This window comes from Nonomuraea basaltis (genome assembly GCF_005893125.1).
Lineage (GTDB): Bacteria > Actinomycetota > Actinomycetes > Streptosporangiales > Streptosporangiaceae > Nonomuraea > Nonomuraea basaltis.
Genome location: NZ_VCJS01000012.1, coordinates 94,743 through 117,578 on the forward strand (window position 1 = coordinate 94,743; position 22,836 = coordinate 117,578).

Annotated in this window: 21 protein-coding genes; 10 read left to right on the top strand and 11 right to left on the bottom strand. The window is 71.2% G+C overall.

Annotation, left to right across the window (positions count from 1 at the left end; genetic code table 11):
- Positions 1-5: 5 nt before the first annotated feature.
- The 4 genes from EJK15_RS08300 to EJK15_RS08315 form a co-directional block, all read right to left on the bottom strand.
- Positions 6-386: an SSI family serine proteinase inhibitor gene (locus tag EJK15_RS08300; protein ID WP_138709782.1), complete on the bottom strand. Its 381-nt coding sequence runs from the start codon at positions 384-386 to the stop codon at positions 6-8.
- 89 nt (positions 387-475) lie between these two features.
- Positions 476-2,563: a 3-hydroxyacyl-CoA dehydrogenase NAD-binding domain-containing protein gene (locus EJK15_RS08305; protein WP_138709783.1), complete on the bottom strand. Its 2,088-nt coding sequence runs from the start codon at positions 2,561-2,563 to the stop codon at positions 476-478.
- On the bottom strand, positions 2,560-3,723 hold the full coding sequence (locus EJK15_RS08310) for a thiolase family protein (RefSeq protein ID WP_240776840.1): 1,164 nt from the start codon (positions 3,721-3,723) through the stop codon (positions 2,560-2,562). The genes EJK15_RS08305 and EJK15_RS08310 overlap by 4 nt, the downstream gene beginning before the upstream one ends.
- A gap of 61 nt (positions 3,724-3,784) precedes the next feature.
- The gene (locus EJK15_RS08315; protein WP_138709785.1) at positions 3,785-4,513 is read right to left on the bottom strand and encodes a hypothetical protein; all 729 of its coding nucleotides are present in this window, start codon (positions 4,511-4,513) and stop codon (positions 3,785-3,787) included.
- Positions 4,514-4,845: 332 nt separating this feature from the next.
- On the opposite strand from EJK15_RS08315, the gene EJK15_RS08320 reads away from it, so the two are divergent.
- Positions 4,846-6,231: an LCP family protein gene (locus EJK15_RS08320; RefSeq protein WP_138709786.1), complete on the top strand. Its 1,386-nt coding sequence runs from the start codon at positions 4,846-4,848 to the stop codon at positions 6,229-6,231.
- Positions 6,232-6,610: 379 nt separating this feature from the next.
- On the opposite strand, the gene EJK15_RS08325 is transcribed toward EJK15_RS08320, so the two are convergent.
- Positions 6,611-7,342, bottom strand: a complete 732-nt coding sequence (locus tag EJK15_RS08325; protein ID WP_138709787.1) for an SDR family NAD(P)-dependent oxidoreductase — start codon at positions 7,340-7,342, stop codon at positions 6,611-6,613.
- Between EJK15_RS08325 and EJK15_RS76205 the strand changes: the two genes are divergently transcribed.
- From EJK15_RS76205 to EJK15_RS08355, 6 genes are all read left to right on the top strand, one after another.
- Positions 7,336-7,467 carry a hypothetical protein gene (locus EJK15_RS76205; protein ID WP_276615371.1) on the top strand — a complete coding sequence of 44 codons (132 nt, stop codon included), beginning with the start codon at positions 7,336-7,338 and terminating at the stop codon, positions 7,465-7,467. The genes EJK15_RS08325 and EJK15_RS76205 overlap by 7 nt on opposite strands.
- Before the next feature lie 362 nt (positions 7,468-7,829).
- Positions 7,830-8,912, top strand: a complete 1,083-nt coding sequence (locus tag EJK15_RS08335) for a hypothetical protein (protein ID WP_138709788.1) — start codon at positions 7,830-7,832, stop codon at positions 8,910-8,912.
- Between the two features lie 278 nt (positions 8,913-9,190).
- Positions 9,191-10,186 carry a LacI family DNA-binding transcriptional regulator gene (locus tag EJK15_RS08340; protein WP_240776835.1) on the top strand — a complete coding sequence of 332 codons (996 nt, stop codon included), beginning with the start codon at positions 9,191-9,193 and terminating at the stop codon, positions 10,184-10,186.
- On the top strand, positions 10,183-10,956 hold the full coding sequence (locus EJK15_RS08345) for a sugar phosphate isomerase/epimerase family protein (protein ID WP_138709790.1): 774 nt from the start codon (positions 10,183-10,185) through the stop codon (positions 10,954-10,956). Before EJK15_RS08340 ends, EJK15_RS08345 begins: the two co-directional genes overlap by 4 nt.
- A 26-nt stretch (positions 10,957-10,982) precedes the next feature.
- The gene (locus tag EJK15_RS08350; protein WP_138709791.1) at positions 10,983-11,903 is read left to right on the top strand and encodes an alkaline phosphatase family protein; all 921 of its coding nucleotides are present in this window, start codon (positions 10,983-10,985) and stop codon (positions 11,901-11,903) included.
- 80 nt (positions 11,904-11,983) lie between these two features.
- Positions 11,984-14,554: a PEP/pyruvate-binding domain-containing protein gene (locus EJK15_RS08355; protein ID WP_138709792.1), complete on the top strand. Its 2,571-nt coding sequence runs from the start codon at positions 11,984-11,986 to the stop codon at positions 14,552-14,554.
- Between the two features lie 91 nt (positions 14,555-14,645).
- On the opposite strand, the gene EJK15_RS70315 is transcribed toward EJK15_RS08355, so the two are convergent.
- A complete protein-coding gene (locus EJK15_RS70315) occupies positions 14,646-15,191 on the bottom strand; it encodes an RNA-guided endonuclease InsQ/TnpB family protein (RefSeq protein ID WP_240776836.1) in 546 nt (181 codons plus the stop codon).
- A 92-nt stretch (positions 15,192-15,283) separates the two neighbouring features.
- Between EJK15_RS70315 and EJK15_RS08370 the strand changes: the two genes are divergently transcribed.
- Entirely contained in the window at positions 15,284-15,442 is a 159-nt protein-coding gene (locus EJK15_RS08370) for an Arc family DNA-binding protein (protein WP_138709794.1), read from the top strand.
- A gap of 110 nt (positions 15,443-15,552) precedes the next feature.
- Positions 15,553-15,837 carry an MDR/zinc-dependent alcohol dehydrogenase-like family protein gene (locus EJK15_RS08375; RefSeq protein ID WP_138709795.1) on the top strand — a complete coding sequence of 95 codons (285 nt, stop codon included), beginning with the start codon at positions 15,553-15,555 and terminating at the stop codon, positions 15,835-15,837.
- Positions 15,838-15,900: 63 nt separating this feature from the next.
- Here the strand turns inward: EJK15_RS08375 and EJK15_RS08380 are convergent, their stop codons facing one another.
- The 5 genes from EJK15_RS08380 to EJK15_RS08400 form a co-directional block, all read right to left on the bottom strand.
- On the bottom strand, positions 15,901-16,938 hold the full coding sequence (locus tag EJK15_RS08380) for a sugar phosphate isomerase/epimerase family protein (protein WP_171074176.1): 1,038 nt from the start codon (positions 16,936-16,938) through the stop codon (positions 15,901-15,903).
- 77 nt (positions 16,939-17,015) lie between these two features.
- Positions 17,016-18,179, bottom strand: coding sequence for a dihydrodipicolinate synthase family protein (locus EJK15_RS08385; protein ID WP_138709814.1), 1,164 nt, complete (start codon positions 18,177-18,179; stop codon positions 17,016-17,018).
- Complete coding sequence (locus EJK15_RS08390) at positions 18,179-19,324, bottom strand: Gfo/Idh/MocA family protein (protein ID WP_138709796.1); 1,146 nt, start codon at positions 19,322-19,324, stop codon at positions 18,179-18,181. The genes EJK15_RS08385 and EJK15_RS08390 overlap by 1 nt, the downstream gene beginning before the upstream one ends.
- 148 nt (positions 19,325-19,472) lie before the next feature.
- Entirely contained in the window at positions 19,473-20,699 is a 1,227-nt protein-coding gene (locus tag EJK15_RS08395; RefSeq protein ID WP_138709797.1) for an HRDC domain-containing protein, read from the bottom strand.
- Positions 20,700-20,744: 45 nt separating this feature from the next.
- The gene (locus EJK15_RS08400; RefSeq protein WP_138709798.1) at positions 20,745-21,341 is read right to left on the bottom strand and encodes a DUF3000 domain-containing protein; all 597 of its coding nucleotides are present in this window, start codon (positions 21,339-21,341) and stop codon (positions 20,745-20,747) included.
- A 586-nt stretch (positions 21,342-21,927) separates the two neighbouring features.
- Between EJK15_RS08400 and hemE the strand changes: the two genes are divergently transcribed.
- A partial coding sequence (gene hemE, locus EJK15_RS08410; RefSeq protein WP_138709800.1) for a uroporphyrinogen decarboxylase occupies positions 21,928-22,836 on the top strand: 909 nt, incomplete at its 3' end.

Sequence of the window (22,836 nt, forward strand, 5' to 3'; positions counted from 1 at the left end):
AGCGCTCAGGGGGAGAACAGCGCCCCGCCCGCGGCCTTCAGCGCGCAGCTGTTGCGGTAGCCCTTGCTCCACTGCACCTGCTTGCCGTGCCATCGGCCTGTCACCGCCACGACGTACGGCTCGACCTCCTGGCCGCAGGCCGTGGTCGCCGGGACCCGGATCTGGTTGAGGTCGCCGCCGATCCCGCGCAGCACGTCACAGGCCGCGCGCGGGTTCGGGTGGGTGCCGCCGTCAGGGTTGCAGCGGAGCAGGGCGCCCCTCGCCGGCGCGTTCTTCACCGCGACGATGATCTTCAGCTTGGCCTTGGCGGGACGTGCCGCCTGCGCGGAGGTGGAGCACGCCAGGAACGCAGCGCACAGCGCTATCGTGCCGATTGTTCGCATCATGATTACTCTCCGTTCGTTCTGCGGCACCAAACGCTACGACGGTGGAGGTCATGAAAAACGGAGGCCCTGGGCGGGCCTCCGTAAAGAAATCAAGCGGGGAGCGAGGCCACACCGGGCGGAAGGAACCGAGGCTGGGCGATGCCGATCCTGTCCAGATAAGGCGTGATGCCGCCCAGATGGAACGGCCAGCCGGCGCCAAGGATCATGCACAGGTCGATGTCCTGCGCCGCCGCGACGACGCCCTCGTCCAGCATGATGCGGATCTCCGTGGCCAGCGCCGTCAGGACGCGGTCGCGTACCTGCTCGGCGGTGGACGGTGAGGAGCCGCCGGAGAAGATCGCCACCGCGTCCGGGTCGAGCGAGAAGTCGGGACGGTACACGCCCGGCTTGCTCGCGGCGACCAGCTTGGCCATGTTCGCCGAGACGCCGAAGCGGTCGGGGAACGCCTCGTGCAGCGTCTCGGCCACGTGCAGGCCGACGGCCGGGCCGACGAGCTGCAGCAGCGCGAACGGCGTCATCGGCAGCCCGAGCCCGTCGAGCGCGTGCTCGGCCACCTCGAGCGGCGTGCCCTCGTCCACGGCCGCGACGACCTCGCCCATGAAGCAGGTCAGCAGCCGGTTCACCACGAACGCCGGAGCGTCCTTGACCAGCACCGACGACTTCTTCAGCGACTTGCCGACCGCGAACGCGGTGGCCAGCGTGGCGTCGTCCGTCGCGGCGCCCTTGACGATCTCCAGCAGCGGCATGACGGCGACCGGGTTGAAGAAGTGGAACCCGACCAGCCGCTCCGGGTGCTTCAGCCCGGCGCCCATCTCGGTCAAGGACAGCGAGGAGGTGTTCGTGGCGAGCAGGCACTCGGCCGGGACCACGGCCTCCACCTCGGCGAACACCTGCTTCTTGACCGCCATGTCCTCGAACACGGCCTCGATCACGAAGTCGGCGTCGGCGAAGGCGTCCTTGGTCAGCGAGCCGGTCACGAGGGCCTTGAGCCGGTTGGCCTGGTCTCCGGTGACGCGGCCCTTGGCGAGGAGCTTGCCGACCTCGGCCCGTACGTACTCCACGCCCTTGTCCAGCCTGGCCTGGTCGAGGTCGGTCATGACGACGGGCACCTCAAGCCGGCGCGCGAACAGCAGCGCCATCTGCGAGGCCATCAGCCCAGCGCCCACGATGCCGACCTTGGTGACCTTGCGGGCCAGCGACGCGTCCGGCGCGCCCGCGGGCCGCTTGGCCCGGCGCTGCACCAGGTCGAAGGAGTAGAGCCCGGCCCGCAGCTCGTCGCCCATCAGCAGGTCGGCCAGCGCCTCGTCCTCGGCGGCGAAGCCCTCGTCGCGGGTGGCGGTCTCGGCCTGGGCGATCAGGTCGAGCGCCCGGTAGGGGGCGGGGGCCGCGCCGTGCAGCTTCATGTCCAGCAGGAAGCGCGCGTCGGCGACGGCCTTCTCCCAGCCGTCATGGGCCCTGCGCTCGACGGTCACCTCGCCCTTGAGCACGCGGGCGGCCCAGCGCAGCGACTCCTCCAGGAAGTCGGCCGGCTCGAACATCGCGTCGGCGACGCCCAGCGCGAAAGCGTCCGTCCCCTTGATCATGCGGTTCTGCGACAGCGGGTTCTCGATGATCAGCTTGATCGCGTTCGCCGGGCCGATCAGGCGCGGCAGCAGCTGCGTGCCGCCCCACCCCGGCACGAGGCCGAGGAAGCACTCGGGCAGCGCCACCGCGGGCACGCCTGAGGAGATCGTCCGGTACGCGCAGTGCAGCGCCACCTCCAGCCCGCCGCCCATGGCCGCGCCGTTGACGAACGCGAACGACGGGATCGGCAGCTCGCCCAGCCGGCGGAACACGTGGTGGCCGAGCGCGCCGATGGCCAGCGCCTCCTCGCGCGAGGTCAGCGCCGCCGCGCCCTTGAGGTCGGCGCCGACGGCGAAGATGAAGGGCTTGCCCGTCACGCCGACCGCGGCCAGGTCGGTGCGCTCGGCGATCTCCGACAGCGCCCCGTTCAACGCGAACAGGCCGTGCGGGCCGAACGTGTTGGGCTTGGTGTGGTCGAAGCCGTTGTCCAGCGTGATCAGCGCCATCGTGCCCGCACCGCCGGGCAGCTGCACGTCCCGCACCAGCGCCTTGGTGACGACTTCGTCCGTGTTGCGCTCGCTCAGCAGCGCCCGCCAGTTCTCGATATTCCTCACGCCAGGTTCTCCCAGATCACAGTGCCGCCCATGCCCATGCCGACGCACATCGTGGTGATGCCGTAACGCACGTCGGGACGCTCGCCGAACTGCCGGGCGAGCTGCGTCATCAGCCGCACGCCCGACGAGGCGAGCGGGTGGCCGTAGGCGATCGCGCCGCCGTAGGGGTTCACGCGGGCGTCGTCGTCGGCGATCCCGAAGTGGTCCAGGAAAGCCAGCACCTGTACGGCGAACGCCTCGTTGATCTCGAACAGCCCGATATCCGAAATTTCGAGATTTGCCAGGCGGAGCGCCCGCTCCGTGGACGGGATCGGCCCCACGCCCATGACCTCGGGGTCGACGCCCGCGAACGCGTACGACACCAGCCGCATCTTCGGCGCCAGCCCCAGCTCCTCGGCGACGTCCCTGGCGGCCACGATGCAGCCGGTGGCGCCGTCGTTGATCCCGGAGGAGTTGCCCGCGGTGACGTTGCCGTGCGGGCGGAACGGCGTCTTGAGCCCGCTCAGCCCCTCCATCGTCGTGCCCGGCCGGGGCGCCTCGTCCTCGACCGCCAGCCCCCAGCCCTTCTCGGCCGTCCTGATCGCGGTCGGCACCAGATCGGGCTGGATCTTGCCGTCGGCGTACGCCTTGGCCGCCTTCTCCTGCGACACCACCGCGTACGCGTCCGCCCGCTCCTTGCCGATCCCCGGGTAGCGGTCATGCAGGTTCTCCGCGGTCATGCCCATGACCAGCGCGCTCGGGTCGACCAGCTTCTCCGACAGGAAGCGCGGGTTGGGGTCGACGCCCTCGCCCATCGGGTGGCGGCCCATGTGCTCGACGCCGCCCGCGATCGCGACGTCGTACGCGCCGAACGCGATGCCGCCCGCGACCGTGGTGACCGCGGTCATCGCGCCCGCGCACATGCGGTCGATGGCGTAGCCGGGCACGCTCTTGGGCAGCCCGGCCAGCACCGCCGCCGCGCGGCCGATGGTCAGGCCCTGGTCGCCGATCTGGGTGGTCGCGGCGATGGCGACCTCGTCCACGCGCTCGGGGGGCAGGGTGGGATTACGCCTGATGAGCTCGCGGATGACGCGGACGACCAGGTCGTCGGCGCGGGTCTCCGCGTACAGCCCTTTCGGCCCTGACCTGCCGAAAGGCGTGCGCACGCCGTCGACGAACACGACGTCACGAGAGGAAGGCACAGACTCGCTCCTCGTTGCTGGAAGGTGTTCCGAGGCTATGCTACTCGTCGGTAACTACTCCGCACACGAGGGCGGCGGTGAGCAGCCCGTAGATCACGCCGGTCGCCGGCTCCCAGAGATGGGCGCGGGCTCCGAGCAGCGCGGCGACCGCCACGGCCGCGCCCGTCCAGAGCACCGCGCCCGCTCGCGGACGCGCGCCCGGCCCGGGATCCCATGGATCGCCAGGAGATCCTCCCGATCGCCGGGCACGCGCCAGCATCCCCAGAGCGTCCCGTGCCCACCAAATGAGGAACGACACCCCGGCCACGAGACCCGCCACCGCGATCGCCTCGGCGGCCCGGCCCAGAGCGTCGGCGAGGCCATAGAGGGCGGCCTCGCGGAAGAAGCGCGGCGCCGCGCACCCCAGCAGCAGCGTCACCGCCCAGCCGCCGGCCAGCCCCATCCGGCTCAGGGGTCGTGCCCTCTCGGACGGGGCGACGGCGTAGAGCTCGCGTTCCCGGCGGTGTACGAGGCGGGCGCGGGCGCCCCAGACGTACTGGGTGATCGCCAGCGTGGGCAGGGCGGCGGCGAAGACCGCCAGGGACAGCACGGCGAGCGGCAGCATCTGCTCCCTGCTCGTGGCCCTGTCGGCGAGCAACTGGGCGGTGGCCGGCAGCGTGATGGAGGCGCAGAGCGCGACGAGCGCGGCGCGCCGGGCGGACCTGGTCCTGGCCCGCAGGCCGGCCAGCTCCTGGGCGCCGGGAGGGGGCGCCATCTCGGTCAGCAGCATGGAGGTCATGATGGCGGCACTGTGCGTAGCGGTGCCCGGGAATCGCGCGCTTTGGATGGAGCCCTCGTTCGGCCCGGTGGTGACGGAGAAGTATCCGGAAGGTCATAGTCTCCCCGTCGGCGGACAGGCGAACTAACGAGTAGGGCCAGCGAGAAGAGCTGTTTGCAATTGTGAATTCCTGTTTGTGACTATGCTGCGCGATCATGGCGCAAGGGGTGAACCGCATGAGAGAGCGACCCGGCAGTGCGGTTCGGGATCCTCGCATCGCCCCGACGCCACGCGGCCGGCGTGATCCCCGGCCGCGGCGAAACCCGCTGACCCCGTTGGGATGGGTGAGCGTGGCGCTGACGTTCGTGCTGGTGACCACCGTTCTCGGCGCGTACGCGTACTACCGGAACCTTGAGGGCGACATCCCCCGAGAGCCCATCGATCCCGGCGCGAGCCGCCCGCCGGAGACCGGTGCGCTCAACGTCCTGCTCGTCGGCTCCGACTCCCGCGACGGCGACAACAGGAAGTACGGCGCCACGTCCGTGGGAAAGGGGGAGCGCACCGACACGATCATGATGCTGCACATCTCCCCGAACCGGGACAAGGCCACCATGATCAGCTTCCCCCGCGACTCCATGGTCGTGATCCCCGAGTGCAAGGGGCGGAACGGCGCCGTGCTCCCCGGCGGGATCCGCCAGATCAACTCCGCCTTCAACGACGGCGGCATCAACTGCACGGTCAAGACCCTCGAGGCGCTCACCAACATCAAGATCAACCACTTCGTGAAGGTCGACTTCACCGGCTTCAAGGGCATCATCGACGCCATCGGCGGCATCGAGATCTGCCTCCCCAAGCCGGTCAACGACCCCAAGGCGAAGCTGGTGCTCGGCGCGGGCAGGCACGTGGTGAACGGCGAGCAGGCGCTCGGCTACGTCCGGACGCGCTACGCGCTGGGCGACGGCAGCGACCTGAGCAGGATCCAGCGCCAGCAGGTGTTCCTCAACCAGGTGCTGGAGAAGGTCACCGACGGCGGCCTGCTCACCGACCCCATCAAGCTGAACGGCTTCCTGCAGGCCGCCGTCCAGGCCGTCACCGTGGACGACGGGCTCACGCTCGACCGGATGCTCGACATCGCCAACAGCGTCAAGGGCCTCACGGCCAAGGAGCTCAAGGGCATCACGGTGCCCGTCGAGTCGTACCCGACGGACAAGAACCGGGTGCAGTTCAGCCAGCCGGCCGCCGGCAACTTCTTCGAGAGCGTACGCAACGACGACGAGGTCACCGCCAGCCCCACCCCCGGCAAGTCGGCCGCGCCGAAGATCGAGAACGAGCAGGTACGCGTCCAGGTGCTCAACGCCACCGGCGAGACGGGGAAGGCCATCCAGGTGGCCGACGAGCTGGCCGCCCAGGGCTTCGCCGTCATCGAGGTCGGCAACGCCCCCGCCACCGAGACCACCGCGATCCGCTACGCCAAGAAGGATGAGCAGGACGGCCAGGCCTACGCGGACGCGGTGGCCGGCCGGCTGTCCAAGGACAAGCGGACGCCGGTGGCGGGCAAGGTGAAGCCGCTCAATACGCAGCCGTACACGTCCAAGGCCGCCAAGGTCCCGGAGGGCCCGATCGTCCAGCTCGTCATCGGGAAGGACTGGCCGGGCGTGCGCGTCGTCTCGGCGATTCCGGATTCACTCAAGGACAAGGTGGTCGACAACACCACCGATCCATGCCTCTGACGGCGAGGGCGCTTCGCCGATTCGTCAGGCAATTACGCCGGGAAGAGTGTTGCAACGACAGGGAATGCGCCAATTGAAACCTCCAATGCCGAATAGTTATCCCGTTCAGAAGTGTGCTGCTTGACCCCTGGCTGGAGCGGTCCAACTCCTGCGTACAAAGGACGTTGAGCAATTCCGCTCGTACGTGGCCTGCGCGACGTTCACGTGTCGCCATGCGGCAACCTTCTGGTCCATGAAAACATTCACGTGCTCGAAGTGACCAGGAAGGATATATGCGCCCTTCTCGACTTATTCGGCCTGGAATTCGGCTGTGCGCCGAGAACGCCGAATACGATCGCGCTCATCGCAGCGCTTCGGCTCGTTTGCCTGGATGACAGGCTTAGGCCGTGACGCCGGCGTCCACGGGGATCGAGGCGCCTGTGATGGCGCGGCCGCCCTCCCCGGCGAGGTGGGCGACGGTGGCGGCGATGTCGTCTGGAGAGCAGTAGCGGCCGAGCGCTGTCAGGCGGCGCTCCTCCTCCGCCTCCGGGGCGTCGGCCGGGTTCATCTCAGTCTCGGTCGAGCCCGGGTTCACGACGTTGGCGGTGATGCCGCGGGGGCCCAGGTCTCGCGCCAGGCCCTTGGCGAGGCCGATGAGGGCGGACTTGCTCATCGCGTACGCCGTCCAGCCCGCGTACGGCACCCGCTCGGCCAGGCTGCTGCCGATGAGGATGATGCTGCTGCCTCGCTCCATGTGCCGGGCCGCCGCCTGCGCCAGCACGAACGAGGCTCGGGCGTGCACCGCCAGCAGGTGGTCCACCTCGTCGAGCGTCACCTGCTCCAGCGGTCCGTACGGTGCGATTCCGGCGTTGCTCACCAGCACGTCGAGCCGCCCCAGTTCGCGGACCGTCCGCTCCGCCGCGTCGACCAGCGCGCCGGCGTCGGCGGACTCGGCCCGGATTCCGAGGGCACGCCGTCCCGCCGCCGCTACCTCGTTGATCACCGTGGCGGCCCGATCGCCCGCGGTCCGGTGCGTGATCGCCACGTCGAAACCGTCGCCCGCCAGCCGCCGTGCGATGGCCGCGCCGATTCCCCTGCTGCCGCCCGTGATCAGGGCAACTTTGCGTGTCATGCGCGTACGCGCTGATCGACCGGCGGGAGCGTGCGTTCCAATTGGCGTTCATCGAGGGGCCGCCGCCGCTGGGGCCCGGCGCGGAGGATGCCCTGGGCGACGTGCTCGAGGGCCTCGTGGGCTGACCGGCCGCGATCCCGGTCCCCGCCCGTCCTCGGCTGCGACTCTGTCCATCCATGCCGGCCGGCGCGTGGTCCGAAGGTTTACCGATCCGGGACCGGCCGGGTTCCCCCGGGCCCGCGACCCAGTCAGGCAAGGGATGGGGGAGCCCGCTCACATGGGGGGCCGGGTGGGGTGGCAGGGGCTGGAGCTGGCCTATGTTACGGAGAGTAGTTTTAGGGAAACGTGTGAAATTTCCGGACAATGGGTGGTCGACTCTGCTAGGAAGGGGCGCGGTCAGAATTCGTATTAGAGAGGTTCCATCGTGGCGCGCGACGAGAATGACAGGCCATTCGAGGATGGGCAGGGGAGGTCGTTAAACCCGGAGATGACGGGTGACGTGCTGTCCCCGCGGTGGAGCACCGATGACACCGACGAGCAACCCGCCATCCAGGTCGTCGGCAACGAGACCTACATCCTTCCGCCCGGCAAGGGCGAGCCCCAGTTGATCGGTGAGGGCCTGCGTGACGTGCTCGACGACGCCCCGGCGGCCTCGCACGACATGCTGAGCGGCCCCAGCGACCCGCACGACATGCTGGGCGGCTCCGGCGGTCCGCATGACCTGGGCGGCTCCAGCGACTCGCACGACGTGCTCGGCGGCCACAGCGGCCCCCACGACGTGCTGGGCGACCCCGGCGGCTTGTATGACGGGCTGGGCGGGGCGAGCGGTCCGCACGACACACTGCGGGAGCCGAGCGATCCGCACCAGGTGGAGGACGGGAATCCGTACCTCCCGCTCGACCGCGGGTATGAGGGCGGGCACGACGATCGCGAGCAGGAGCAGCCCAAGCGCGGCTTCCTCGGCTCGGGCTGGACCGACGACTCGCAGGACGGGCGCTCCCGCGGCGGCTCGCGCGGCGGCGACGGTGAGGTGCGCCGCCGCACCAGGTTGCTGCTGGTGGCGGCCGTCGCGGTGGTGCTGGTCGGCGTGGGGGCCGGCTTCATGCTCACCGGCACCTCGTCGGATGACCCGTGCGCGGGCGGCCAGTGCGCCAGCGCCGGCGAGGTGACCTCGCCCTCCGACTCCGCGGTCCCCGAGGACACGGAGCCGGTGGAGGAGTCCACCCCTGAGCCCGACGATTCGGCCACCGGCGACCCGACCGAATCCGAGTCCGCAAACCCCGACCCGACGACCCAGCGGCCGCAGCCGACGCGCGAGCCGACCACGCGTCCAACCCGCACGCGCATCGGCGAGCCGACCGCGAAGACCAGCAGCAGGACCACCAGGGCGCCGCAGAACGAGATGCAGGACGCCGACACCCAACCCGACTCGCCGACTGACAAGCCGGCGACCAAGCCGCCCGTTCAGCAGCCCACCAGCCAGACCACGCAGGCGCCCCCGACCCAGGCGCCCGCGCCCACGCCGACGCAGGAGAAGAAGGGCCTGCTCGACATCCTCTTCCCCTGGTGAGACGTCCTTTGACGGCGGCCTGAGACGTCCCCCCGTCCCACGGGGTCGAGGGGTCCGTGTCCTCGAGGTGGGCGACATCCCGAACCCGGGGGCCGAGTCCCCGGGGGACGTCCCGGTCTCCGGGCCCGAGTCCCCGAGGCGGGGGCGCTGTGTCCCCCGGATCCAGGGCGTACGCGTCCCTGATGGCCGGGCGTTCTGTTCCCCCGGGCCCGGGGCGTGTAAGGATGCGGATCCAGGTGCTGATCTGGCACACTGGAAACCGCTTTCCGGGAGGTCACGTGGTCACGCTTGAGGACGTCGCCAGGCAGGCGGGCGTCTCGCTGGCGACCGCCTCGCGGGTGCTCAACGGCAGCACCCGCCAGGTGGGCGCGGCCCTGCGGGCCCGCGTCGAGCAGGCCGCCGACGAGCTGGGCTACCGGGCCAACATCGCGGCCCAGACGCTGGCCCGCGGCGCCGGTAACGTCATCGGCATCGTCGTACACGACCTGACCGACCCCTACTTCGCGGCCCTGGCCGACGGGGCGATGCGGGCGGCGGCCACTGAGGGGCTGCTGGTCATGGTGGGCACCACGCATCGCGACCCGGAGCAGGAGATCGCCTACGTGGCCACGCTCAACGCCCAGCGCGTGCGGGCGGTGCTGCTGGTCGGCTCGCGGGTGGCCGACCCGGGCGTCACCGGGCGGCTCCGCGACGAGCTGGCCAAATACCGGTCGGGCGGAGGCCGGGCCGCCTGCGTCGGGCAGGACCTGCTCGGCGTGGACACCGTCGCGCCCGCCAACCGGGAAGGGGCGGCGGAGCTGGCGCGGGCGCTGGCCGGTCTCGGGCACACGCGGTTCGCGGTGCTGGCGGGGCCGCCGCACCTGGTCACCGCGGCCGACCGCTGTGCCGGTTTCGCCGGCGCCCTGGAGGAGCTGGGACTGCCCGCGCCGCACGTGATCCACGGGCCGTTCGACCGCGACGGCGGCTACGCGGCGGCCCAGCAGGTGGGGAAAGACGCGACTTGCGTGTTCGCGGTCAACGACGTGATGGCCGTCGGGGCGCTGGCGGCCTATCGGGAGCGTGGAATCCGGGTGCCCGAGGACGTGTCGGTGGCCGGATTCGACGACATTGTCACTCTGCGTGATCACGTACCGGCGCTGACGACCGTGCGGCTGCCGTTGAAGAACATGGGGGCGCGGGCTCTGGAGCTGGCGCTGGGCGAGGAGGACGCGGTAGTGGTCGAGCAGGTCGCCGGCGAGGTCGTGTTGCGGGAGAGCGTACGGAGGTTGGGGTGAGGCTGGCGGTCAGCACGCTGGGGATGCCCGGCGAGGGACTCGACAGGGCGATCGAGATCGCGGCCGGGCATGGTTGCCAGGGGCTGGAGCTGCGCCTGCACCCGGACACCGGCGTGCACGCCGGACTGGACGCGGCGGAGCGCCGCTCGGTGCGGGAGCGGGTGGAGGGCGCGGGCCTGGAGATCTCCGCCCTGGCGGGATATGTCGGGGTCTGCGAGCCGGGGCCGGACGAGCCGGTCGTCGAGGCGCTCCTCGCCGACCTGCGTCTCGCCGCCGACCTGGGCGCGCCCGGGGTGCGGGTGTTCCCGCGCGGCGACGACGCCGCCGTCGGAGCGCGACGGCTCAAGGCGGTCTCCGGTACGGCCGCCGCGATCGGCCGCCGCGTGCTCGTCGAGACGCACGACAGCATGGCCACCTGCGCGGCCGTGGCCCGGCTGCTCGCCGAGGCCGGCTGCCCCGAGACCACCGGTGCGATCTGGGACCTGCTGCACCCGTGGCGGCACGGCGAGTCCCCGGCCGATTCCCTGGCCGCGCTCGGCCCGTATCTGTCCTACGTCCAGGTCAAGGACGCGGTCTCGGCGCAGGACACCACGCCGGTGCCCATGGGGACCGGGTCCGTGCCGCTGACGGAGGCGGGCGAGCTGCTGCGCGCGGCCGGCTATGACGGGTGGGTGTCGCTGGAGTGGGAGCGCACGTGGTATCCGCAGGTCGCGCCCGTCGAGGAGATCCTCCCCGGAGCGGCTGACTGGGTGCGACGCTTCACCTCTTAGATACGTTTCGCCGCTTAGATGGGGGGATGTCCTCATCGAGAAACAAGGTCCTCGTGGTCGGCATGGACGGGCTGCGGTTCGACCTGCTGACCTCCTCGGGCGCCCCCGTCCTGACGTCGTTGATGTCCACCGGTGCGTACGGCACCAGCAAGCTCCCTTACGGCGAGGCCGACGCGCCGCGTACGGAGTCGCCCGGCGAGGTCGTCCCCAAGAGCCCGGAGCCGGGGGACGGCGGCCGGGTCATCAGATCGCGTACGGACTCCGGCCCGGGCTGGTCGTCCATCGCGACCGGGGTCTGGCCCGACAAACACGGCGTCGTGGACAACGGTTTCGCTGACCCCCAGTTCCTGAAATTTCCGGACTTCCTGACTCGTGCGAAGAATGCCAGGCCCGAGCTGACCACGTCCGCGTTCTTCTCCTGGGCGGCCCTCGACGAGCACGGCGCCTTCGGCCCCGCCATCGACCACCGGTTCGTCCTGAACGGCTACGAGTGCGGCTGGGCCGACGCCGACAAGCAGGTCGCCGAGGCGGCCGGGCGGCACCTGGCGCAGGAGGACCCCGGCGCCGTGTTCGTGTACCTCGGCGACACCGACGAGGTGGCCCACGACCTCGGCCCCCACTGCCCCGAATACGCCGCCGCCCTCCAGGCCCAGGACACCTATCTGGGCCGCCTGCTGGACACGATCCGCGCGCGGCCCTCGTACCCGGACGAGCGCTGGACCGTGCTGGTCACCACCGACCACGGGCACGTGGACGAGGGCGGTCACGGCGGCCCGTCGGACGAGGAGCGCACGGTGTTCGTGATCGCGCACCGGCTGGGCGAGGACCTCGGCGGGCGATCGCTCGGCGAGCCCCGGCTGGTCGACGTGGGGCCGACGGTGCTGACGGCGCTGGATGTGGCGATCGACCCCTCCTGGGAGTTGGACGGGGTGACCCTGCTGCCGTGACATAGTTCATCAAGTGTTGAATTCTTTGCCGGAAAGCGTGAGACTGGGTGACAAGACGCTGAACGGCAGGAGTGCATTCGATGAAAACGGCACTGGACTTCTCCGAGATCGACGCCGGAATGCTGGCCGAGGTGGGAGGCAAGGCCGCCAACCTCGGCGAGCTGACCAGGGCCGGGCTGCCCGTGCCGCACGGGTGGGTGCTGACCACGGACGCGTACCGGCAGGTCGCGGAAGGGCTGGAGGCGGACGGCGCCGGGCTGGCCGAGCGCGCCAGGCGGCACCTGCTTCAGGCCCCGGTGCCCGGCACCGTGTACGAGACGATCGTCAAGCACTACGCCGCGCTCGGCGGCGACGTCCCCGTGGCGGTGCGCTCGTCGGCCACGGCCGAGGACCTGCCGTTCGCCAGCTTCGCCGGGCAGCAGGACACCTACCTCAACGTGGTGGGCGCCGAGGCGGTGGTCGACGCCGTACGCCGCTGCTGGGCCTCATTGTGGACCGACCGCGCCGTCGCCTATCGCGAGTCCAACGGCATCGACCACGCCGCCGTCCGCCTCGCGGTGGTCGTCCAGGTCATGGTGGACGCGCAGGTCGCCGGGGTGATGTTCACCGCGAACCCGGTCACCGGCCGGCGGCGCGAGGCCGTCATCGACGCGAGCCCGGGGCTCGGCGAGGCCGTCGTGTCCGGAGCCGTCAACCCCGACCGCTTCGTCGTCCACGGCGGCGAGATCCTCGAACGCCACGTCGGCGACAAGCGGCTGGCCATCCGCTCCCTGCCCGGCGGCGGCACCGAGCGCGTCGAGACCACCCACGACGGGCTCTGCCTGACCGACGCCCAGGTACGCGAGCTGGCCGAACTGGGCACCCGCGTCGAGGACCACTACGGCGCGCCCCAGGACACCGAGTGGGCCATCGACGAGGACGGCAAACTCTGGCTCACCCAGGCCAGGCCGATCACCACGCTCTACCCGCTGCCCGAGACGACCCGGCCGGGCCTGCGGGTCTACTTCTCGGTCAACGTCGCCCAGGGCGTCATGGGGCCGCTCACTCCGATGGGGCGGTCGGCGTTCGGGCTGATCAGCGCCGGCGGCGCGAACCTGTTCGGGCACGGCCCGGCCGACCCGCTCGACGGCGCCCCCTTCCTGTCTGACTCGGGGCAGCGCATGTGGGTCGACCTCACCACGGCCGTGCGCAGCCGCCCCGGCCGGGCCATCCTCCCGCGCCTGCTGACGCTCGGCGAAGCCCGTACCGCGACCGTCATGGAGCGGCTGTTCGAGGACCCGCGCCTGGCACTGGCGCACACCTCCCGCCGTCCCTTACTGCGCGGCCTGCGGCGCTTCGCCCGCCGCGTCCACGCCCCCTCCCGCGTCCGGATGGCGCTGACCAGGCCGGACCAGGCCCTCGCGTACACCGTGCGCCTCGGGGAGGAGCTGGACAGGCGGCTCCGGCTGCCTGACTCGTCGAGCCCCGCGCAGCGCCTGGACCATGCCGAGCGCGTGCTCTTCGGAACCTTCCCGATGATCCTCTCGATCATGCCCATCGTGATCACCGGCTACGGCCTGTTCGCCCTGGCCTCCAGGCTCTCCGGCGTGCCGCTGGCCGAGATGCAGGACGTTCTGCGCAGCGTCCCGCACAACCCGACCACGGAGATGGATCTCGAGCTGTGGGAGCTGGCCACCCGCGTCGAGCCGGAGCCGTTCAAGGAACTGCCCGTCGCCGAACTGGTCCGCCGCTACCAGGAGGGCGTGCTTCCGCCGGTCGCGCAGCGCGAGATCGCCGCGTTCCTGGACAAGTACGGCCACCGCGGCGTCGCCGAGATCGACCTGGGCGTGCCGAGGTGGTCGGAAGCGCCCGCGCACATCCTCGGCGTGCTGGCCAATTACCTGCGCATGGACGGCGGTGCCGGCATCGCGCCCGCCGCGCTGTTCGCCAAGGGCGCGGAAGACGCGAGTGCCGCGATCGCCCGCGTGGTGTCGCAGGCCCGGCGCAGAGCCCGCTGGCGGGGCGCCGTGGTGCGGTTCGGGCTCCGGCGCACCAGGAAGTTCGCCGGCCTGCGTGAGCTGCCCAAGTTCTACCTGGTCAAAACGCTCGCCGCGATCCGGCACAGCATGCTCGCGGTCGGGGAGCACCTGGTGGGCCTCGGCGTGCTCGACTCGGCCGGGGACGTGTTCTTCCTGGACCTGCGGGAGGCCAGGGCCGCGCTGGGCGGGGGCGACCTGCGGGAGCTGGTGGCGGAGCGGCGGGCGGCGTACGAGCAGGAGTCGCGCCGCAGGCACGTGCCCAGGGTGCTGCTCTCCGACGGCACCGAGCCGGAGGCGCTCGCGCCCCCCGCGACGGAAGGCGCGCTGACCGGCACGGCGGCCTCGGCGGGCACCGTCACCGGCGTGGCCAGGGTCGTGCTCGACCCGGTGGGCGCGCACCTGGAGCCCGGCGAGATCCTTGTCTGCCCCTCGACGGATCCCGGCTGGACGCCGCTGTTCCTGACGGCGGGCGCACTGGTGATGGAGATGGGCGGCGCGATGTCGCACGGCGCGGTGGTGGCCCGCGAGTACGGCATCCCCGCCGTCGTCGGCGTCCCCGACGCCACCCACCGCATCACCACCGGCCAGGAGATCGAAGTGAACGGCGCGGCGGGCACCGTGACGCTAGTTTGACTGCTCCCCGCCTAAGGTGGGGGATTCCTGGCTCACGCTGCCTGGCTGTCCGGCGGACAGTCGGGTCCTACGCGATCGGCACCAGCCGGGTTCAGACCAGCCCGGACGAGCAGGGCAGGGGCTCGGATCGGGTGGGGACGATGAACGAGGCGTACCAGTGGCCGAGACTGTCACGGTACACGCGCACCGACGACGGCTCGGCGGGCAGGTCCCGCGACCACACCACGGTCGCCACGATGCCGCCGGCCAGGTGCAGGCGGCCGTCCTTGAGGCGGAAGCCGCGCTTGGTGTAGTTGAGGGTCGGGTCGGCCAGGTCCTTCTTCTTGAAGCGCGGCATCCCGGCCCGCTGCCGCATCGACAGGCGTTCGGTGATGTCCTTCAACGCCTTGGCGCGGGCCTTGCCGAAGTCCCGGGTGATCTGCTGCTGCGGGACGCTGGAGCCCTCGCGCAGCCACGGCGTGATCCGGCGGGCCTCGGTCAGCATCTTGTCGAGCTGAGCCGGGCCGCAGGTCCGCTTGTCGCCGGGGTTGGCCTTGTTGTTCAAGTAAGTCTGCTGGGACTTGGCGACGCACTCGTTCCAGATCCACCGGCAGCGGTCCCACTCGGCCAGCAGCGCCGTTCGAGCGGTGGACGACACGCGAAGCCGGTAGGTATACCGGGCGTTCTCGGCCCCTTCCCCACCTTCTTCTAGTGTCGCGATGACACCATCCTACCACTACACTCGGTGGTGTGGATCACGAAGTGCGCATCACTCTCAGACTCCCCGCCGACCTGCACGCGTGGCTGGTCGGCCAGGCCAAGACCGCCCGCCGGTCCCTCAACTCCGAGATTCTGCACCGGCTGGAGACCAGTCGCAGCGGGCCTGCCACCGACGGCGAATCGCCCTGACGGCGATTCGTCCTTTTCCTGCCCTGCTCCACAGGAGTCCGATTCCTTCCCGGCCTGAAGGCTGGGGCATCTTCGAAGAAGTCTGGTGATCGAATGCCCGCGACGAGGCCGTGAACGCCCTGGTCCGGCTGCTCGCGCCGGGTGGGCGGCTGGTGATCGTCGGCCATGGGAAAGAACGGACGCCGCTGGACTGGGCCGTCTGTCTCGCGGGCCAGGCGGTCTCGCATGTGCTGAAGCTGTTCCACGGAGGCAAGAGCGGACCCGGCGTGCCGACCATGACTCCGGTCATGCCGTGGGGAGAGATCGCGCGGGCGGCGCGCCGGCTGCTGCCCGGCTGCCGCTTCCGACGCCTGCTGCTTCGCCGCTACCTGCTGACCTGGGACAAACCGGCGTAGCCGGCCCCTCGAGGGGAGGGGGAGCGGGGGCACGCCTGGCCGCGGCCCGCCGCTCCCGGAGGCTCACGCCGTGGGAAGCACCACGTCCTCGTAGCGGGCCTTCATCGTGGCCACCACCTCGTCCGGGTCGGCGGCCCAGAGGTCGGCGTTGAAGATCTCCACCTCGACGTCGCCGGTGTACCCGGCGTCCAGGACCGCTCGCGTGATCGGCTGGAAGTCGATCACGCCGTCGCCCATCATGCCGCGCCCGAGCAGTATGTCCTCCGGCAGCGGGTGCAGGTAGTCGCACACCTGGTACGACGCGATCCGGCGGCCGGCCCGCGCGATGTCCTCGAACAGCCTCGGGTCCCACCACACGTGGAAGGTGTCGACCACCACGCCGACCTGGTCCTCCGGGTAGGCCAGGCTCAGGTCGAGCGCCTGGCCCAGGGTGGACAGGACCGCCCGGTCGGGGCAGTAGATCGGGTGCAGCGGCTCCAGAGCCAGCTTGACGCCCCGCTCCCCGGCGTACGGCGCCAGCTCCGCCAGCGCCTCGGCCACCCGCTCCCGCGCCCCGGCCAGGTCACGAGAGAACCGCCCGGTCTTCCCGGTGGCTTCGCCCTCGGTGCTGACGGTGGTCGTGCGCACCGTGACGCCCGCGGCGGTGGTGCTGGTCGTGACGGTGGTGCCGGGGCCGACGGTCGCGCTGGTGACGGTCACCGTCGTGGTGGAGTGATCCCGGCCGCCGGAGGCCGCGAACGCGCTCGAACTCGCGAACCCGTGCGTGCCCGCCCCTGCGTCCGTGTCCTGGGGGAGCGGCTCGCCCGGCTTCACGCCCGGCAGTCCGCCGACCACCATCACCAGGCAGGCCGCGCCCAGCTCGGCCGCCTCGTCGATGGCCCGGCGGTTGTCGTCCAGCGCCGTGGCGAAGGCCCGCCGGCCCTCCTCGCCGGGCAGGCCGCCCGCCGTGAGGAAGCCGCCGCGGCACAGCGACGACACCCGGAGCCCGGCGTCCCGTACCAGCTTGACGCTCTGCGCGAGCCCGTGCTCGGCCACCTTCTCGCGCCACAGCCCGACCGCCTCCAGGCCGTGCCGCGCGCAGCCGTCCACGGCCTCGGACACGGACCAGCGCCTGGTGGTCCACTGGTTCAGTGAGAGACTCGGACTGCTGTGCCTGATGGTTCCCTCGCTTCGCTCGCTCACAGGCCGTTCACCGCCAGCAGCGCCTTCATCCGGCGCACGGCCAGCTCCTGGTCGGCCAGCAGTCCGGCCTGGTCGGCCAGCCGGAACACCTCCGAGAGGTGGATCAGGGAGCGGGCCGACTGGGCGCCGTTCACCATGGCGAACGCGTCCTGGTGGCCGTTCAGCCAGGCCAGGAAGACGATGCCGGTCTTGTAGTTGTACGTCGGCGTCTCGAAGATCTTCCTCGACAGCGGGACGGTCGGGGCCAGGATCTCGTCGTAGGAGGCCAGCAGCCGATCGCGCTCCGCCTCGTCACCGGCCGCCTCGGCGGCGTCCAGCACCTGGAGCGCCGCCGCGGCCGCCGGGGCGATCGCGTCGAAGATTCCGAGCAGGGCGTGCGAGCCGGTCCTGATCAGCGACGGGTAGTTGAAGTCGTCGCCCGTGTAGAGCTTGACGCCCTCGGGGAGCGCGGCGCGCAGGCCCACCTCGTGCTCCTCGTCCAGCAGCGACACCTTCACGCCGTCCACCATCGAGGCGTGCGCGTGGATCAGCTCCAGGAACGACTGGGTCGCCGCGGCCACGTCGCGCGAGCCCCAGTAGCCGGCCAGCTGCGGGTCGAACATCTCGCCCAGCCAGTGCAGGATCACCGGCCGGTCGGCCAGGCCGAAGAGCTTGCCGTAGACCTGGTGGTAGTCCCGCGGGCCGGTGGCCACCCTGGCGAGCTGGCGGGACGCCATGACGATCACTCCGGCGCCCGCCGACTGGACGGTCTCCACCTGCTCGGCGTACGCGGCGGTGATCGCGTCCAGGTCGGCGGCGCCGGGCGCGTGGTCGGTGCCCGCGCCGCAGGCCACCAGCGTCACCGGGTCGCCGAACGCGCGGGCCTCGGCGGCGCTGCGCTGGATGAGCTCCTTGGTCGCCGCCCAGTCCAGGCCCATGTTGCGCTGGGCGGTGTCCATGGCGTCCGCGATCCGCAGGCCGTGCGACCACAGGTGGCGGCGGAAGCGGAGGGTGGCCTCCCAGTCCACGGCGGCGGGGGAGCCGGGCGTGTTGTCGCCGAGCGGGTCGGCCACCACGTGGGCGGCCGCGTACACGATGCGGCTGGTGGCCGGCGTCGGCGACACCGGCCAGACCGTCGGCTCGCTCAGCGCGTACGCGCCGAAGCCGGGCAGGTCGATCATCACAGCCCCGGCACCTCGATCCTGCGGCCCTCGGCGTTCGAGCGCAGGCCCAGCTCGGCGAGCTGCACGCCGCGGGCGCCCGAGGCGAAGTCGTTCGGGAACGGCGCGTCCTCCACCACGTGCCGGACGAACGCCTCCCACTGGATCTTGAACCCGTTGTCGAACTCGGTGTTGTCCGGCACCTCCTGCCAGCCGTCGCGGAAGCGCGCCGTGACCGGCAGGTCGGGGTTCCAGACCGGCTTGGGGGTGGCCGAGCGGTGCTGCGCGCGGCAGTTGCGCAGGCCCGCCACGGCGCTGCCGTGCGTGCCGTCCACCTGGAACTCGACCAGCTCGTCGCGGTTCACGCGAACCGTCCAGGACGAGTTGATCTGCGCGACGATGCCGCCTTCGAGCTCGAAGATGCCGTACGCGGCGTCGTCGGCGGTGGCCTGGTACGTGTTGCCCTGCTCGTCCACCCGCGCGGGAATGTGCGTCACGGCGCGGGCGTAGACCGACTCGACCCGGCCGAACAGGTTCTCCAGCACGTAGTGCCAGTGCGGGAACATGTCGAGCACGATGCCGCCGCCGTCCTCGGCCCGGTAGTTCCACGAGGGGCGCTGCGCCTCCTGCCAGTCGCCCTCGAACACCCAGTAGCCGAACTCGCCGCGCACCGACAGGATCTGGCCGAAGAAGCCGCCGTCGATCAGCCTCTTCAGCTTGAGCAGGCCGGGCAGGAACAGCTTGTCCTGCACGACGCCGTTCTTGACGCCCTTGGCCGTGGCGGCCTCGGCCAGCGAGAGCGCCTCCTGCGTCGACTCGGCCGTCGGCTTCTCGGCGTAGATGTGCTTGCCCGCCTCGATCGCCTTCAGCACGGCCTTGACCCTGGCGCTGGTGACCTGGGCGTCGAAGTAGATCACATTGTCGTCGTCGGCGAGGGCCGAGTCGAGGTCCGTGGTGAAATCCGAAATCCCATGCTTAGACGCGATATCTGCCAATTTGTCGGCATTTCTACCGACCAGTACTGGCTTGAGGCTGACCCGGCTGCCGTCCGAGAGCGTCACACCGCCCTGCTCGTTGATGGCCAGGACGGAACGGACCAGGTGCTGGCGGTAGCCCATCCGTCCGGTGACGCCGTTCATCACGACGCCGATGGTGCGCACGCTCATGGGGATCCCTTCAGGACGAACATGTGGAAAGCGCTTTCCCGAACCGTACGGCCGCGCCACCGAGGGCGTCAAGTAGCGCCTCCCCAAACCACCCCGAAACCCGGTTTCCTGCCTGGCCACCAGCCGTTGCGTGCGGGGCCGGGGCGAGTTAGATCTCGCCCCGGATTTCCAGCCGGGCCAGGGCCTTGGTGATGGGGTGGGCGGCGAGAGCGAGCTGCCATTCGCGGGCGCCGAGGGCGCGCAGCCGCGCCGTCACTGTCTCGTCGGTGATCTCCGCGGGCGGCTCCCACGTCAGCCGGCGAACCGCGTCCGGCTGCAGCAGGTTCTCCGTGGGCATGTGGTGCTCGTCGGCCAGCGCGGCCACCACAGCACGCGCCGCGGCCAGGCGCTTGGCGGCGGCCGGATCACGGTCGGCCCAGCGGTTGGGCGGCGGCGGCCCGTCGCCGGGCGTGGTGGGCTGCGGGAGCTGGCTGTCGGGCAGGGTGCGGGCGCGGGCCACGGCGGCGAGCCAGTCGCTCATGTGGCGGCGCGCGCTGCGCCCGGTGAAAGCGGAAATCTCCGTCAGAGCCTTTTTGGTGCGCGGCACTTCGAGCGCGGCCGTGATGATCGCGGCATCGGGCAGCACCCGGCCGGGCGCGAGGTCGGCCTCGCGGGCGATCGTGTCGCGCATGGTCCACAGCTCGCGCACGATGGCCAAGGCCCGGACGTTGCGTACCTTGTGAATGCCCGACGTACGCCGCCACGGGTCCGACCGGGGCACCGACGGCGGGGTGTTGAGCACGGCGGCGAACTCCTCGCGCGCCCACTCCAGCTTCCCGCTGTCCGTCAGCTCCCCGTGGAGCACGTCACGGAGCTCGACCAGCACCTCCACGTCGAGCGCCGCGTACCGCAGCCAGTCCTCCGGCAGCGGCCGGGTGGACCAGTCGGCGGCCGAGTGGCCCTTCTCCAGCCGCAGCCCGAGCACGGTCTCGACCATCGTGCCGAGCCCCACCCGCTCGTAGCCGAGCAGCCGCCCCGCCAGCTCGGTGTCGAACATCTCCCGCGGCCGGAACCCCACCTCCAGCAGGCAGGGCAGGTCCTGTGAGGCGGCGTGCAGCACGATCTCCGCGCCGGCCACGGCGGCGTCGAGCGCGGACAGGTCGGGGCAGCCGACCGGGTCGATCAACGCGGTCCCCGCCCCCGACCGGCGCAGCTGCACCAGGTAGGCGCGGTTGCCGTAGCGGTAGCCGGAGGCGCGCTCGGCGTCGACCGCCACCGGGCCGCTGCCCGCGGCGAACCGCTCCACGACCATGGCGAGACCGGCCGCGTCCGCGATCACCGGCGGGATGCCCTCGCGCGGCTCGAGCAGCGGCTCGACGGTGCGTTCTTCTGTCATGAGCTCACCGACCTCATGACGCTGACGATGTCTTGACTGGTGCCCTCACTTCGTTCGGTCACTCTCCGGATCATCCTGTCGGCGGGGCAGCGCGGCCACGTCCGGCGGGAGCGGCGGGATCCCCGCCGCCACGCACATCAGGTCGCACCAGGCGGCGACGTGGCCGGAGAGATCCTCCTGAGCGGGTGACCAGGACGCCCGCAGCTCGAGCTCGGTCGTGACAGGGTCTTCGGCTTTGTTGCCGAACCCCTCTGACACGGCTCTTGTCACCGTACCGCCCGCAGCCGAGTAGTCGGCTTGGTGCGCCTCCAGGGCCTCGGTCAGCCAGCTCCACGCGACCGGCCCGAGCAGCGGGTCGGAGGTGATCTCCGGCTCCATGTCGGCCCTGACGTACGCGACCAGCCGGAACGGGCCCTCCCAGCCGCGCTGGCCGTCGGGGTCGTAGAGGAGGATCAGCCGGCCCACCGCGAGCTCGTCGTCGTCGCGGTAGACCGACGCGCCGATGGCGACCGAGTAGGGGGCCAGCCGCTGGGGCGCGGGCAGGTCCTCCAGCTCGATCTCCGGCCTGACCTCGGCCAGCCGCATACTCTCCGCCGCGCGCGTGAACGCCGCGGGAGGCGGTGGCTGGTCACCGAGTGTCATAGCCGAAGCGTAGGTCGAAGTCGGACGGAAGGGGACCACGGGGGTGCTCATCCTTCGTGATCAAGCCGCAGCCGTTACGAGCTGCCGAACCGGTCGGGTGGACTCGGCCGAGCCGAGCATGATCGCGTGGCCGCACTCGACGCAGGCCCACTCCGGGCACTCGCCCGGCTCGTGCCCGTCGAAGCACGGGGGCTGCTCGAACAGTCGCTCACCAGCGCAGGAAGCGCAGGGCTCACTGCGGCGCTCTGGGGAACTCCACAACGCGGTCATCGCAACGTGGCCTTTCGTCGGGTTGTGGCTCCGACGTTGGCACGAGCCGCTGACAATTCCCCGCAACGCGCTCGGCGTGTCCCGAAAGTGGTCGCTGAATCGGTGCCGCGCGGTGGGTTGGCGAACATTTGGCCCAGTCGAGACCGGCCCTCTGGGTCGCCATGGGGTGTGTTCGACCCGTGTGCGACGCCTCTGCCGAGCAGACCGGTAAACCTTCATCTTGCTATCTGATCATGATTTGGCCCACCCAATGCATGTTTTTCCGACACCTCGCGTCGATGCGGGGACCGGCACCCGGACATGGCACCCTTGTGGGGTGAACCTCGCCGACTCAGCGTTCCTGCGTGCCTGCCGCCGCCAGCCCGTCCCGCACACACCGGTCTGGTACATGCGCCAGGCCGGTCGGTCGCTGCCGGAATACCTCAAGGTCCGCGAGGGCGTGCCGATGCTCACGGCGTGCGCCACGCCCGACCTGATCGTCGAGATCACCATGCAGCCGGTCCGCCGCTACGGCGTGGACGCGGCCATCTTCTTCAGCGACATCGTGGTGCCGCTCAAGGCCATCGGCGTCGACCTCGACATCAAGCCGGGCGTCGGCCCCGTCGTCGCCGACCCGATCCGCGACGCCAAGGGCCTCGAGGCGCTGCGCCCGCTCGAGCCCGACGACGTGCCGTACGTCACCGAGTCCATCCGCGCGCTGACCGGCGAGCTGGGCGGCACGCCGCTGATCGGGTTCGCCGGGGCGCCGTTCACGCTCGGCTCCTACCTGATCGAGGGCGGCCCGTCCAAGAACCACGACCACACCAAGGCCATGATGTACGGCGCCCCGAAGCTGTGGCACACGCTGATGGAGCGGCTGTCGGACATCGTCCTGGAGCACCTGCGCATCCAGATCGCGGCGGGCGCCTCGGCCGTGCAGCTCTTCGACTCCTGGGTGGGCGCGGTGGCGCCGGCCGACTACCGCGAGTTCATCCTGCCGCACACCCGGCGGATCTTCGAGGGCGTGGCGGGCGTGCCGCGCATCCACTTCGGCGTGGGCACCGGTGAGCTGCTCGGCGTGCTCGGCGAGGCCGGCGCCGACGTGGTGGGGGTCGACTGGCGGGTGCCGCTGGACGAGGCGGCCCGCCGCGTCGGGCCGGGCAAGGCGCTGCAGGGCAACCTCGACCCGGCCATCCTGCTGGCGCCGTGGGAGGTCGTCGAGCGCAAGGCGCGCGAGGTGCTGCGG

Excerpts from the sequence above, each read along its gene's own strand:
- EJK15_RS08300 (WP_138709782.1), bottom strand. The coding sequence starts at position 386 with ATGATGCGAACAATCGGCACGATAGCGCTGTGCGCTGCGTTCCTGGCG.
- EJK15_RS08355 (WP_138709792.1), top strand. The coding sequence starts at position 11,984 with ATGAAAACGGCACTGGACTTCTCCGAGATCGACGCCGGAATGCTGGCC.
- EJK15_RS08335 (WP_138709788.1), top strand. The coding sequence starts at position 7,830 with ATGACGGGTGACGTGCTGTCCCCGCGGTGGAGCACCGATGACACCGAC.
- EJK15_RS08400 (WP_138709798.1), bottom strand. The coding sequence starts at position 21,341 with ATGACACTCGGTGACCAGCCACCGCCTCCCGCGGCGTTCACGCGCGCG.
- EJK15_RS08390 (WP_138709796.1), bottom strand. The coding sequence starts at position 19,324 with ATGAGCGTGCGCACCATCGGCGTCGTGATGAACGGCGTCACCGGACGG.
- EJK15_RS08325 (WP_138709787.1), bottom strand. The coding sequence starts at position 7,342 with ATGACACGCAAAGTTGCCCTGATCACGGGCGGCAGCAGGGGAATCGGC.
- EJK15_RS08315 (WP_138709785.1), bottom strand. The coding sequence starts at position 4,513 with ATGCTGCTGACCGAGATGGCGCCCCCTCCCGGCGCCCAGGAGCTGGCC.
- EJK15_RS08395 (WP_138709797.1), bottom strand. The coding sequence starts at position 20,699 with ATGACAGAAGAACGCACCGTCGAGCCGCTGCTCGAGCCGCGCGAGGGC.
- EJK15_RS08350 (WP_138709791.1), top strand. The coding sequence starts at position 10,983 with ATGTCCTCATCGAGAAACAAGGTCCTCGTGGTCGGCATGGACGGGCTG.
- EJK15_RS08385 (WP_138709814.1), bottom strand. The coding sequence starts at position 18,179 with ATGATCGACCTGCCCGGCTTCGGCGCGTACGCGCTGAGCGAGCCGACG.